The 12,933-nt window shown below is 62.0% G+C and carries 11 protein-coding genes; 3 read left to right on the forward strand and 8 right to left on the reverse strand.

Translation table 11 applies throughout. From position 1 onward, the window contains the following. The first annotated feature begins 42 nt into the window (after nt 1-42). Nucleotides 43-1,152: a Gfo/Idh/MocA family protein gene (locus tag NKI99_RS12845; RefSeq protein ID WP_352611017.1), complete on the forward strand. Its 1,110-nt coding sequence runs from the start codon at nt 43-45 to the stop codon at nt 1,150-1,152. Between the two features lie 1,000 nt (nt 1,153-2,152). On the opposite strand, the gene NKI99_RS12850 is transcribed toward NKI99_RS12845, so the two are convergent. After that, complete coding sequence (locus tag NKI99_RS12850; RefSeq protein ID WP_352611019.1) at nt 2,153-2,854, reverse strand: helix-turn-helix transcriptional regulator; 702 nt, start codon at nt 2,852-2,854, stop codon at nt 2,153-2,155. Between the two features lie 129 nt (nt 2,855-2,983). Between NKI99_RS12850 and NKI99_RS12855 the strand changes: the two genes are divergently transcribed. Next, nucleotides 2,984-3,619, forward strand: a complete 636-nt coding sequence (locus tag NKI99_RS12855) for a LysE family translocator (protein WP_352611021.1) — start codon at nt 2,984-2,986, stop codon at nt 3,617-3,619. A gap of 263 nt (nt 3,620-3,882) precedes the next feature. Here the strand turns inward: NKI99_RS12855 and NKI99_RS12860 are convergent, their stop codons facing one another. From NKI99_RS12860 to NKI99_RS12890, 7 genes are all read right to left on the reverse strand, one after another. Next, complete coding sequence (locus NKI99_RS12860) at nt 3,883-4,974, reverse strand: 3-deoxy-7-phosphoheptulonate synthase (protein ID WP_013528366.1); 1,092 nt, start codon at nt 4,972-4,974, stop codon at nt 3,883-3,885. A 520-nt stretch (nt 4,975-5,494) separates the two neighbouring features. Further along, nucleotides 5,495-6,289, reverse strand: coding sequence for an SDR family oxidoreductase (locus NKI99_RS12865; protein ID WP_352611022.1), 795 nt, complete (start codon nt 6,287-6,289; stop codon nt 5,495-5,497). A gap of 32 nt (nt 6,290-6,321) precedes the next feature. After that, nucleotides 6,322-7,317, reverse strand: coding sequence for an inositol 2-dehydrogenase (gene iolG / locus NKI99_RS12870; RefSeq protein WP_352554658.1), 996 nt, complete (start codon nt 7,315-7,317; stop codon nt 6,322-6,324). A gap of 112 nt (nt 7,318-7,429) precedes the next feature. After that, entirely contained in the window at nt 7,430-8,197 is a 768-nt protein-coding gene (locus tag NKI99_RS12875) for an ATP-binding cassette domain-containing protein (protein ID WP_023810655.1), read from the reverse strand. 2 nt (nt 8,198-8,199) lie between these two features. Further along, a complete protein-coding gene (locus NKI99_RS12880; protein ID WP_023810654.1) occupies nt 8,200-9,276 on the reverse strand; it encodes an ABC transporter permease in 1,077 nt (358 codons plus the stop codon). 114 nt (nt 9,277-9,390) lie between these two features. Further along, entirely contained in the window at nt 9,391-10,332 is a 942-nt protein-coding gene (locus tag NKI99_RS12885; RefSeq protein ID WP_024502009.1) for a sugar ABC transporter substrate-binding protein, read from the reverse strand. A gap of 302 nt (nt 10,333-10,634) precedes the next feature. Beyond that, on the reverse strand, nt 10,635-11,666 hold the full coding sequence (locus NKI99_RS12890) for a LacI family DNA-binding transcriptional regulator (protein WP_023810652.1): 1,032 nt from the start codon (nt 11,664-11,666) through the stop codon (nt 10,635-10,637). 170 nt (nt 11,667-11,836) lie between these two features. On the opposite strand from NKI99_RS12890, the gene NKI99_RS12895 reads away from it, so the two are divergent. Then, nucleotides 11,837-12,928, forward strand: coding sequence for a fatty acid desaturase family protein (locus NKI99_RS12895; RefSeq protein ID WP_352611023.1), 1,092 nt, complete (start codon nt 11,837-11,839; stop codon nt 12,926-12,928). The last annotated feature ends 5 nt before the right edge of the window (nt 12,929-12,933 follow it).

Consider the following 12,933-nt stretch of genomic DNA (forward strand, 5'->3'; position numbering starts at 1 on the left):
TAATTCATCCACGTAACGCTTCAAGCAGTGGAGAAACGGAAAATGGTCGGCGTCGGTCTCATCGGTACGGGTTTCATGGGCAAGTGTCACGCCATAGCATGGAGTGCCGTCAGCGCCGTCTTTCCCGACGTTGCCAAGCCACGGCTGGTCCATCTCGGCGAGGTCAATGAAGAGCTCGCCCGGCGCAAGGCGGGCGAGTTCGGTTTCGCCAAGGCGTCCGGCGACTGGCGTGCCGTAGTCAACGATCCCGAAGTCGATATCGTCTCGCTGACCACGCCCAACCAGTTCCATCCGGAAATGGCCATCGCCATCCTCGAAGCAGGCAAGCATCTGTGGTGCGAAAAGCCGATGGCGCCGAGCTTTGCCGAGGCCGAGGCGATGGCTGCGGCGGCGAGCAAGTCCGGCAAGGTCGCGGCGCTCGGCTACAACTACATCCAGAGCCCGGCCATCCGCCACATCGGCGCTTTGCTGGAAGAGAAGATCATCGGCGAGGTCAACCATCTGCGCATCGAGATGGACGAGGACTTCATGGCCGATCCCGAGGCGCTGTTCTTCTGGAAGCACGAGGCGGCCTCCGGTTATGGCGCGCTCGACGATTTCGCCGTGCATCCGCTGTCGCTGGTCTCAGCCCTGTTCGGCCGCGTCGCCAGCGTCATCTGCGACATGGCCAAACCCTATGCCGATCGCAAGCTGGCCAGCGGCGGCCGTCGCGTGGTCGACACCTACGACATCGCCAGCGTGCTGATGCATCTGGAAAATGGCATTGCCGGCACGCTGCTGGTCAACCGCTCGGCCTGGGGCCGCAAGGGCCGCATCGCCATCCAGATCTTCGGCTCGAAGGGGTCGATCTTGTTCGACCAGGAGCGGATGAATGAAATCCAGCTCTATGTCACCGCCGATCGACCGACCGAGCAGGGCTACCGCACCATACTGGTGGCGCCCCACCACAAGCCGTACGACGCTTTCCTGCCGGCGCCCGGCCATGGCCTCGGCTTCAACGACCTCAAGATCATCGAGTGCCACGAATTGCTGACGCGCCTGGCCGGTAAGCCTGCGCGGGTCATCGAATTCGCCGAAGGGCTGGAGATCGAGCGCACCGTGCACGCGATGGCGCGCTCGTTCGAGGAAAAGCGCTGGGTGGATGTGAGGTGATCATTCTTGGGGAGCACGACTGGTGATGGGCGCTTCAGCTGCGGAAATTGCGATCGGCTGGCGGAACTCACCAAGCGACGATGTTGGTGGTTTCGGCATAGCGGATAGGCGCAATTCGGGCAGATGAGGCTCCTTGGCGCAGCCGATTTCGTCGTGATGGGAAAAGTGATATCCCATGCAAGGCAAAATTTAGGAATTTCACCGGGCTAAATAAATGATCAAACTCGGAGCGAGAAACTTCTGGTTCTTACTTGCAGTTGCAAGTTACCTTTCCTTGAGTATGATCGCAACAGGTGCTTCTGCCGAAGGTATAGGTCAAAGCGTTAAAGGCGCCTCATTGAGGTATTTGTCACATTTGGATCAAGGGGCGAAATTTTAGTATGGCCATCTTACACCAGAACGTATGAGATTATCAACGCTGGCCCTGAGATAGATGGTTCCGTAAGTGAATATAGAACTAATCGAGATGGCATTTTCGACCTAGTTCGGACGAGTGGAACAACTCAGATTTCCATTATATCAGTTTCCCCAGGCGTCTTTGCAAATGACATAGAGAAATTATTGGGGAATTCGAAATTACTGCAGGGTTATAAATCATTTGCCTATACGGCGCGCCTCAGTGGTGATGGCTGCACAGCATATAAATTTACCAGCAGAAAGACGTGGATCTCGGTTGGCTTGGTTTTTGTTGATAAGACTAAATTTGGGATAGGCAACAAGGTGGAAACTAACGCGTGCGTCTTTGGAGCTCTTGATTACGTGAACGGCTTTCCGACCAAGGACACGTATTTCGAGTATATGTCACTCCCGCAAGAGCCTGTCAGAAAGCTTATCTTAGAGGCGATTCATCGCTGCGCTGCCGATGGCGACAACAGGTCCCGGCAGGACGAGATAACAAAGGATGGTATCACTCCGCTGCCCTCGTTGGGGTGCGTAGCGGCGAAGATAGGGCAATAGAACTATCTAGCTTGGGTCGGTGGCAGAACCAAAGCGCTGGAACTCAACTCGCGGCGGTCGAGGCGTTCGTCTCCCAGCCGTTGACCCAGACCTGTCGCAAGCGGTCGCCTTCGCCCTTGAACCGCAGCCCCGTCGCCTGGCAATCCTCGATCCGGTCGCTGCGGAAATTGCGGATCGCCTGGCGCAGCTCGCACCAGGCGACGATGTTGGCGGTTTCGGCGTAGTAGATGAGCGCGATCGGGCGGATGAGGCGCTCGGAGGCGCGGCCCATTTCGTCTCGATAGGAGAGGTAGAGCTTCTCCTCGTCACGGATGGCGCGTCGCACCAGCGCCAGGTCGATCGCGCCGGTAGAAGGCGCGGCGAAACCCCAGGCATGCAGCGCATTGGCGTCGAATACCTGGCGCAAGGGTGATGGCACCGCGCCGGCGATCTTGGCGCTGACGCGCTTGGCCGCTTGCTTGAGCTCGCTGTCGCCCGTGCGCTCCAACAGCGCCAGCGACAAGACGATCGCCTCCATCTCCTCGATCGAGAACATCAGCGGCGGCAGGTCGAAGCCGGGGCGCAGGATGTAGCCGATGCCGCGTCCGCCCTCGATCGGCACGCGCATCGCCTGCAGCGCTGCGATGTCGCGATAGATCGAGCGCACCGTCACTTCCAGCCGCTCGGCAATCGTCGCCGCCGTCACCGGCTGCCGCGCCAGCCGCACGATCTGGATGATCTCGAACAGGCGTGACGCCTTGCGCATTTTTTCCCCCGGGTTGCGAGCCCAACTGACACAGCATTGTCAGTTGGGCTGATCTATAGGAGCGCCTATCGAATTGAAAATCAACAGGTTCCGCTGCGGTTTGGCGGAGCGAGGCGGCAGGCAACTGACATGGATTATGCGGAAAATCTCTGGCTTTTCTTTATCCTGCTGTTCGGCATCATCGCCGTTCCAGGCATGGACATGCTCTTCGTGCTCGCCAATGCACTGACCGGCGGACGCGACAGGGGTCTCGCCGCGACTGGCGGCATCATGGTCGGCGGCATGGTGCACACGCTGAACGGCGCCGTCGGCGTCGGCCTGCTGATGCATTTCGTGCCGATCCTGTTCAAGCCGCTTCTGCTTGCCGGCGCCGCCTACATGGCCTTTATCGGCATCACGCTGATGCGCAGTTCCATCACTGTCGGTCAGGAGGGGCCTGCCGGCAGCCGTTCCGCATGGAAGGCCTTTCGCCAGGGTTTTGTGACCTGCCTGATCAACCCGAAGGCATACCTGTTCGTGCTTGCCGTCTACCCGCAGTTCCTGAAACCGGACTACGGTCCGATCTGGATGCAGGCGACGATCATGGGGCTGCTGACCGTGGTGACCCAGGCTGCGATCTATGGCGGACTGGCGATCACGGGCGGCCGCAGCCGCAATCTTCTGATCGCCAATCCGAGGGCGACCATTTTTGCCGGCCGGGCGGCCGGACTGCTGCTCTTTGCCGTGTCGGTGTTCACGGCATGGGAGGGGTTAAGGGCGGCGTAGGGATTTCCTGCGAAGAGGACCTCCACCCCTAACCCCTCCCCACAAGGGGGAGGGGGACTCCAGTCGGCGCTGACAACGGCAAACTGCCGACGTTTTCAGGCGTCAAAGGTTCGAGTAGGAGTGCGCGGCAGCGTTCCCTCCCCCTTGTGGGGAGGGTTAGGGTGGGGGTCCTTCTTCGCAAGTATCCATATGCGATTGCCCTCCCTCTTGTGGGCGGGGTTAGGGGTGGGGGTCCGTGCCGGGCAAAGGCCGGCAATAGTGGCTCAAGCGGCTCCCTGCCGGTTGTCGATCATGGCGCGGCGTGCCGAGCGGCGCCACTCGACGGCGCCGGCAAGGCCGTGCAGCACCGTCTCGGTGGTCGCCCAGTCGATGCAGCCATCGGTGATGCTCTGGCCATAGACCAGCGGCTTGCCCGGCACCACGTCCTGCCGGCCGGCGACGAGATTGCTCTCGATCATCAGGCCGATGATGCGCTCGTCGCCTGCCGCGACCTGGCCGGCGACATCGGCCGCGACCTTGGGCTGGTTCTCGGGCTTCTTGGCCGAATTGGCGTGGCTGACATCGATCATCAGCCTGGGCGCAACGCCGATACGAGCGAGTTCCACAGCGGCGGCTTCGACGCTCGCCGTATCATAGTTGGGCTGAACGCCGCCGCGCAGGATGACGTGGCAGTCCTCATTGCCCGTGGTCGTGGCGATGCCGCTGCGCCCGCCCTTGGTCACCGCCATGAAATGATGCGGCTGGGCGGCGGATTTCACCGCCTCGGCGGCTATGCGAAGATTGCCGTCGGTGCCGTTCTTGAAGCCGACCGGGCAGGAGAGGCCCGAGGCGAGTTCGCGGTGGATCTGGCTCTCGGTCGTGCGCGCGCCGATCGCGCCCCAGGCGACGAGGTCGGCAATGTATTGCGGGGTCGTCATGTCGAGGAACTCGGTCGCTGCCGGCAGGCCGAGATTGTTGACGGCCGACAGCACGTTGCGTGCCATCCGCAGCCCCTTGTCGATGTTGAAGCTGCCGTCGAGGTCGGGATCGTTGATCAGGCCTTTCCAGCCGACCGTCGTGCGCGGTTTCTCGAAATAGACCCGCATCACGATCTCCAGCCGGTCCGACAGGCTCTCGCGCAGCGCTGCCAGGCGGCTGGCATAGTCGACGGCCGCGACCGGATCGTGGATCGAACACGGGCCGACAATGACGAGCAGCCGGTCGTCGGTGCCGTTCAAGATGGCATGGGTTGCGTTGCGCGATGCGCTGACGGTGCGCGTCGCGGTCAAAGTGCGCGGGATCTCCCGCATCACCTCGTCCGGCGTACTCAGTTCTCGGATTTCCTTGACCCGAAGGTCGTCTGTGGTGGTCAACACGGCTTTCTGCTCCTGTCGAGAGCATGATGCCGAAAAGTGTGAAGCGGTTTTCGGACGACATCATGCTCCTCTTTGATTTAGAGGGAACCTGCCGGCTGAAAACAAAAAAGCCGCCAGGTATGGCGGCTGTTCGGATCTTGTTGCTGCAATCTTCAGATCGAGCGCAATCCTCCCGCCGCCAGCGAGCTCCTAAAGTACCAATACGTGGCGGTCAGGTTGATCATGAGGCTCATATAGTCGATGCGGAGGCGCTTGTCACGTGGGTGATGCGGAGACAATTCGGGATGGCCGAAGCACCCAAACTTCGTCATCCCTGGGCGGAGCAGGAGCGAAGCTCCGTCGCGGAGACCCTGGGATCCATGCCGTGACCTCAGCCGTGGAGTGCATCGGAGCAGAATTTCGCACCGCAGCAACGCTCAGAAGTCGCGGCATGGATCCTCGGGTCTGCGCCGCGTCGCTACGCTCCTTGCTCCGCCCGTGGATGACGAAATTATGGGCGTTTCCGCTAGACTCGCCGATCCTATTCCGGCGAAGCCCCCGCAATGCTCTGGTCATAGTCGACCAGCGATCCGGTCATGACGCCCGACTGCGGGCTGACCATGTAGCTGATCAACCGTGCTAGCTGGTCCGGCTTCACCAACTGGCCCATCGGCTGCGCCGCTTCGGCCTTTGCCAGCCAGTCGTCCGGCGCATCGTGCCATTTCTTCTGCACGATGTCCTCGCCCTCTGTGTCCATCCAGCCGGGCAGCACCGCGTTGCAGCGGATGCGGTTGTGGCGATAGGCATTGGCGACGTTCTTGGTCAGCGTCATCAGCGCCCCCTTGCTGGTCGAATAGGGCGTCAGGAACGACTGGCCGGTATGCGCAGACATCGACAGCACATTGACCATCGAGCCGGGTGCCTTTTTCTCCAAGAGATGCGCCACCACGCCCTGCATCAGGAAGAACGGGCCGCGCACATTGGTGTCGAAGATGGTGTCGAACAGCTCTTCGCTGGTTTCGACCAGCGAACCGCGCGCCGATGTCGCGGCGGCGTTGACCAGCGCGTTGATGGTGCCGAAATGCGAGATCGCGTTGGCAACGGCGCGCTTGCAGTCGGCCACTTTAGAGACGTCGGCGCTGATGAAGATCGCGTCGACGCCCGCTTTCTTGAAATGGGCGACGGCCTTGTCGCCCTTCTCCTGCGAGCGGCCGATGAGCGCCAGTGCCCGGCAGCCCTCGTCGGCCAGCGCTTCGGCAACGGCAAAGCCGATTCCCTGGGCGCCACCGGTGACGATGGCGCGTGTCTGTGAATTGCGACCGGCTGTTCCGCTCATCGCTCTGCTCCTGTGGTTCTTTCCAAGGGTTCTTACTTGTCGAGACGGACGGTCTTGCCGGTCGTTGCTGATTTCAGCGCCGCATCGGCCAGTTTCAGCGCCACCAGCCCATCCGCGCCGCTCGGCGACGCTTTCTTGCCCGAGGTCGCGGCTGTGATGAACGCGGCGATCTCAATGGCGTAGGCGTCGAGGTAGCGGGTCATGAAGAAGTCGTGCAGCGGCGGGCGCGTATAGCCCTTCTCGTTGGCCAGTTCGATCGACACCGGGCGCTGGTTCTCGGCCGCGATCATACCCTTCGAACCATGCACCTCGATGCGCTGGTCGTAGCCATAGGTTGCGCGGCGCGAGTTGGAGATGACGGCCTGCTTGCCGGAAGCGGTTTCCAGGATGACGCTGACGCTATCGAAATCGCCGGCAGCACCGATCTTCTTGTCGACCAGCACCGAGGCATGGGCGCTGACCGCCACGACCTCTTCGCCGAGCAGGAAGCGCGCCATGTCGAAATCATGGATGGTCATGTCGCGAAAAATGCCGCCCGAGCGCTTGATGTAGTCGATCGGCGGCGCGCCGGGATCGCGCGAGGTGATGGTGACCATCTCGACGGTGCCGATGGCGCCGTCGTCGATCGCCTTGCGCACGGCGGCGAAGTGCGGATCGAAGCGGCGGTTGAAGCCGACCATCAGCGTCGCCTTGGTCTTCTCGACCACGGCCAGGCACTTCTCGACGCGCTTGACATTGAGGTCGATCGGCTTCTCGCAGAAGATCGCTTTGCCGGCCTTGGCGAAGCGCTCGATCAGATCGGCATGGGTGTCGGTCGGCGTGCAGATGACGACGGCGTCGATATCCCCGGCTTTTTCGATGGCGTCGATGCTGCGCACCTCGGCGCCATAGGCGCTCGCCAGCTCTTTGGCGGCCTTCTCGAACGCGTCGGCAACGGCAACCAGTTTGGCCTGCGGGTTGGAGCCGACGGCGCGGGCGTGGACCTTGCCGATGCGGCCGGCACCGAGGAGAGCGAAGCGAACGGTCATGATATTTCCTCTGGGGGGATGGGTTAGAGAGAGTTGTGTCCACACCTTCCTTTTGGGGGAAGGTGGCAAGGCTATTTTTCGAGCGCGCCAGAAAACAGGATGACCATCCTGTTTAGGCCGCGAGTTCCGCCTCACCGGTCTTGGCGCCGGTGATGTAGGAGACGATGTCGTTTCCGTCGGTGTTCTCCTTGCGCAGATTGGCGACGATGCGGCCGCGCCGGAACACGACGATGCGGTCGCAGAGATCGAACACCTGGCGCATATTGTGGCTGATCAGGATCAGCGGCTCGCCATTGTCCTTGAGCGTGCGGACGATGTTTTCGACCTGCGCGGTCTCCTGTACGCCAAGGGCAGCCGTTGGCTCGTCCATGATGATCAGCTTGGAGGCGAAGGTCGCGGTCCGGGCGATCGCCACGCACTGGCGCTGGCCGCCCGACATGTGGCGGATGGTGTTGGACAGATTGGGGATCTTCACCGCCGTGCGGACGAGCGCCGCCTCGGTCGCCTTGCGCATGTATTTGCGGTCGAGGATCGAGAACGGGCCGAGGTTGAACAGCACCTTCTCGCGGCCGAGGAACAGGTTCGACGGCACGTCGAGATCGTCGGCCAGCGCCAGGTTCTGGAACACGGTCTCGATGCCCGCCGTGCGAGCCTCGATCGGTCCGGCAAAATTCACTTCCTTGCCGTCGAACCAGATCTGGCCGCTGGTGCGCTGCTCGACGCCGGTGATCTGGCGCACGAAGGTCGACTTGCCGGCGCCGTTGTCGCCCATGATGGCGACATGCTCGCCCTTGCGCAGCTCGAAATTCGCGCCTTCCAGCGCGTGCACGCCGCCATAGCGCTTGGTCAGGTTTTCGGTCTTCAGGACGATGTCTGACATGGTCATGCCCTCATTGCCCGCAGGCGTTGGCGCCACTGGTCGAGAACCACCGCACCGACGATGATCACACCCTTGACCATCTCTTGGTAGTAGGCGTCGAGGCGCAGGAAGGTGAAGCCCGAGATGATGACGCCGAAGATCAGCGAGCCGATCACCGTGCCGATGATCGAGCCGCGGCCGCCCGACAGGGAGACGCCGCCGATGACCGCCATGGCGATGGCGTCGAGTTCGTACATTACGCCCATGCCGGACTGCGCGGTCAGGTTCTTGGAGCTCAGCACCACAGCGGCGAGCGCTGCGAGAATGCCGGCGATGACGTAGACCAGGATCTTGTGGTTGGCGATCTTGATGCCGGACATGCGCGCGGCATCTTCGTTGGAGCCGATCGCGTAACAGTGCTTGCCGTACCTGGTGTAGGTCATGATCAGCTGGAACAGGATGGCCAGCGACAGGAAGATGACGACGGGCATCAGGCCTTTGCCGATGCCGGCGAAACTCTCGGTGGGAAACGAGATCGGCTGGCCCTTGGACCACCATTTCGCGATGCCGCGCGCGGTCACCATCATGCCGAGCGTGGCGATGAACGGCGGAATGCGCGTGTAGGCGATCAGCGCGCCATTGACCAGGCCGGCAAACAGGCCGCAGGCGATCGCCACCAGCAGCGGCACGATGACAGGCAGGTCCGTCCAGCCTTGCGCCAAAAACATCGCCTTGGGATTGGGGTTGCCGTTGACCGTCGCCACCTGGGCGAAGCTCATGGCGATCATGGCGGTCGCGCCGACGATCGAGCCCGAGGACAGGTCGATGCCGCCGGTGATGATCACTTGCGTCACGCCGATGGCGATGATGCCGACGATCGACACCTGCAGGATGATGATCTGCAGGCGCGCTTCGTTGAAGATGCCGCCGACGTCGCTGCGGGTGTTGAACAGGAAGCTGTCGCCGAGAAAGACGCGGCCGATCAGTTCGAAGATGACGACGAGAATGACCAATGCCAGGAAAACATTGAACTCGGCCGGCCATGTGCGCTTCCTCGCATCATAGCCGACGCCGCCGACGCCATGAGATGTCTGTGCCACGTATCCTGTCCTCCATCAGCCGCGGTCGCCCTCGCGCCGTGCCGGCGCCGAGGGAGAGAGGGGAGCGGCGCTGTCGCGATCGAGAGCGCCGCTCCGTATCGAACCGTTGGCGGCTCAGTTCTTCTTCAGGAACTTGTCGATGTTGGCCGGCGTCACCAGCTGGAAGGGCACGTAGACCTTGTGCTCGACCTTCTCGCCCTTCGAGAGCTTGAGCGCCGCATCGAGAGCGCCGGCGCCCTGACCGGCCGCGTCCTGGAACACGGTTACGTCGAGGTCGCCCGCCTGCATGGCCGCCAGCGCGTCCTGGGTGGCATCGACGCCGCCGACGACAACCGCCTTCATGTCGATGTTGCCGGCCTTCATCGCCTGGATGGCGCCGATGGCGCTTTCGTCATTGTTGGCGATGACGCCGTCGAACGGCTTGCCGGTCGACAGCCAGTTGGTCATCAGGTTCTGCGCCTCGTCGCGGTTCCAGTTCGACGTCTGCTTGTCGATGATCTTGATGAAGCTGCAATCCGGCGTCGCGATCACATCGTCGATGTCCTTGGTGCGCTGCACGGCGGCCTGGTTGGAAAGCTCGCCCATGATCACATAGACATTGGCTTCCTTCTTGCCGGCTTCCTTGAACAGGCGGCAGACTTCCTTGGTCTCGAGCGTGCCGGAATCGGCTTCGTTCGAGGCGACGAAGGCCTGGTTGTCGGGCAGCGTGTCGACATTGACCGGCTCGCGGTTGACATAGACCAGCGGGATCTTGGCGGCCGCCGCGGCATCCGACATCGCCTGCGTGGCCGAAGTGTCGACCGGGTTGACGATGATGGCATCGACGCCCGAGGCGGCGAAGTTCTTGATCTGGTCGAGCTGCTTGGCAACGTCGTTCTGCGCGTCCTCGACCTGCAGCTCCACGCCGCTCATGCCCTTGGCCTGCTCGATCATGCCGTTGCGCAGCACGGTCAGGAAGTTGTCGTCGAACTTGGCCATCGACACGCCAACCTTGGCGGCCAAGGCGGATGAGCTCATCAGCGCCGCGAAGGCGACGCCCAAAATCAATTTCTTCATTGTGTTTCTCCTCCACATATTGGTGTCCGGTTTCACCGATTTATCCGGAATCCCCGATCTCCCCGGGGAATCTCTCCCTGATATCTTTTCTATTCCGGATGACGCTTGCCTCCTGGCTGGAACGTCAAGCCCTCTGTTTGAAACAGATGTTCCGGAACGAAAGAACCAAAATACACAGATGATGAAATATTTATTCCATTTCACATCGGGGCGTCAAGGGCGATTCCGCGGCCTGCGGGCCGATTTACGCATCGCTCTGATGGATTCTATCATTTGCCTCGGCGGGCTTGCGCGGCGGCGGGCTAGATGTTTTCCGGCAGGTAGATGTCAAAGGGCAGGAAGGTCTGGCCCGGAGCGTTGGCGGCGCCGGTTTCGATGGCATGCGCCATCAGGTCGACAAGCTCACGGCACAAAGCGGCGAGCGGGGTCGAGATCACCATGGTGAGGATGTTGTCGGCGAGTGCCGCGCGCGACTCGGCGTTGATCTCGTTGCAGACGACCACCGGCATGGTCGCGGGCTTCGCTGCCCGCAGCGCCGAAACCGCGCCTTCCATGCCGCCGCCCGCGACGTAGCAGCCGGCAAGATCCGGATAGCGCGCCAGAAGATCGATCATCGCGTCATGGGTCACCTGGTTGGCTTCCAGATTGACCAGCGTTTCAAGCACGCTGAACTCCGGCGCGTGCTCGCGGAAGAAGGAGCGAAAGCCGATCTCACGCAGCTCATGGCCGTGGAAGCGGTGGCTGCCGACGAAGAGGGCGACCTTGCCAGGCCGCTTGGCTGCTTTGGAGATCATCCATGCGGCGGTGCGCCCGACCTTGCGGTTGTCGAGGCCGATATAGCCCTCCCGGATGCCGGCGGCAAAGTCGGACAGCACCGAAAAGACCGGCTGCCCTCTCGCCTTCAAGGTTTCCACGACCGCTGTCAGGGTCGGATGGTCCGGGCCGACAACGGCGATGGCCCTCGATTTCGCCGCCAGCCTGCGCATCTGGGAGGCGATCTCGTCGGGAGCCAGGGAACTGGCGAAATCGATGGTCGCAACGCCGCGGAAGCGTTGCGATTGCGAGATGGCCAGTTCAAGTTCCCGCGCGAAGTCGCCGTAGAAGGCATCATTGCCCCGCAGCAGCAGGAAGCCCAGCCGGTACTCCGGCAATTCCTGGCGCATGCGCTGCTTGATCAGGCCGGCGGCGTGGTAGCCGATATCGGTAGCGGTCTCGTAGACGCGGCGCGCTGTCTCTTCGCGCACCGGCAGCCGGTTGTTCAGCACGCGGTCGACGGTGGCGACACTGACGCCCGAGATGCGCGCCAAATCTGATATTGTCGGCCGCTTCACCATGCTTGCCTCGTCGGGTTTGCTTGAGCCTTCGTACATCATCCTGATGGGAAATGATAGAAACTATCTTTGTGATGTTGAGTCTATCATCAGTCGGCGTTACTTTGACGCTCGAAGCCAAAGGATTTCATGGCATTCGCTCTGGCGGATGCCTTTGCCGAGGGAGGCAAATCATGTCCACTGCGCCGTCCCGGCGTGACTACAGCCTGATCGGCCGCGACGCCAAGCTCGCCGTCGAGACCGGCCTGTCGGCCGCCGAGTGGTATCACACCGACGTGTCCCGCAAGCAGATGAAGGAGCTGATGCAGCGCTCCGACGGGCCGGCGATCCGCGATACGGCGATCTGGTTCGCCGCGCTGATCGTCAGCGGCGCCGGCGGCGCCTGGTTCTGGGGCAGTTGGTGGTGCGTGCCGTTCTTCTTCGTCTATGGCGTCCTCTACGGCTCCTCGACGGATTCACGCTGGCACGAATGTGGGCACGGCACCGCCTTCCGGACGCAGTGGATGAATGATGTGGTCTATCAGATCGCCTGCTTCATGATCATGCGCAATCCGGTGACCTGGCGCTGGAGCCACACGCGCCACCACACCGACACCGTCATCGTCGGCCGCGACCCGGAAATCTCGGTCATGCGGCCGCCGGACCTGGTTCGCGCCGTCCTGGGCTTCGTCGGCGTGCTCGACGCCTGGCATGCGATGAGCGATATGCTGCGCAACGCCGCCGGCAACATCAGCGCGGCGGAAAAGACCTTCATTCCCGAGCAGGAACAGCCCAAGGCGATCCGGATCGCCCGCATCTGGACGGCGATCTATGCCGCCACCATCGCGCTGGCGTTCTACACCGGTTCGTTTCTGCCGCTGATGCTGGTTGGCCTGCCCAGGCTCTATGGCGCCTGGCATCACGTCATGGTCGGGCTGCTGCAGCATGGCGGCCTGGCCGATAACGTCACCGACCACAGGCTGAACAGCCGCACCGTCTACATGAACCCGATCAGCCGCTTCATCTACTGGAACATGAACTACCATGTCGAGCATCACATGTTCCCGATGGTCCCCTATCATGCGCTGCCGAAGCTGCACGAACTGATCAAGCACGACCTGCCGGCGCCGACGCCGTCGATCCTGGCCGGGTATCGCGAGATGATCCCGGCCTTCCTGCGCCAGTTGCGCAACGAGGACTATTTCCTCAAGCGCGAGCTGCCGCCGACCGCCAGGCCTTATCGAGAGGAATTCCACGACAACGCCGTCGCCGCTGCGGCGGAATGATTGCT

This window comes from Mesorhizobium sp. M0239, from assembly GCF_040321815.1.
Lineage (GTDB): Bacteria > Pseudomonadota > Alphaproteobacteria > Rhizobiales > Rhizobiaceae > Mesorhizobium.

Excerpts from the sequence above, each read along its gene's own strand:
- NKI99_RS12845 (WP_352611017.1), top strand. The coding sequence starts at position 43 with ATGGTCGGCGTCGGTCTCATCGGTACGGGTTTCATGGGCAAGTGTCAC.
- NKI99_RS12890 (WP_023810652.1), bottom strand. The coding sequence starts at position 11,666 with ATGGTGAAGCGGCCGACAATATCAGATTTGGCGCGCATCTCGGGCGTC.
- NKI99_RS12895 (WP_352611023.1), top strand. The coding sequence starts at position 11,837 with ATGTCCACTGCGCCGTCCCGGCGTGACTACAGCCTGATCGGCCGCGAC.
- NKI99_RS12865 (WP_352611022.1), bottom strand. The coding sequence starts at position 6,289 with ATGAGCGGAACAGCCGGTCGCAATTCACAGACACGCGCCATCGTCACC.
- iolG (WP_352554658.1), bottom strand. The coding sequence starts at position 7,317 with ATGACCGTTCGCTTCGCTCTCCTCGGTGCCGGCCGCATCGGCAAGGTC.
- NKI99_RS12875 (WP_023810655.1), bottom strand. The coding sequence starts at position 8,197 with ATGTCAGACATCGTCCTGAAGACCGAAAACCTGACCAAGCGCTATGGC.
- NKI99_RS12855 (WP_352611021.1), top strand. The coding sequence starts at position 2,984 with ATGGATTATGCGGAAAATCTCTGGCTTTTCTTTATCCTGCTGTTCGGC.
- NKI99_RS12885 (WP_024502009.1), bottom strand. The coding sequence starts at position 10,332 with ATGAAGAAATTGATTTTGGGCGTCGCCTTCGCGGCGCTGATGAGCTCA.
- NKI99_RS12850 (WP_352611019.1), bottom strand. The coding sequence starts at position 2,854 with ATGCGCAAGGCGTCACGCCTGTTCGAGATCATCCAGATCGTGCGGCTG.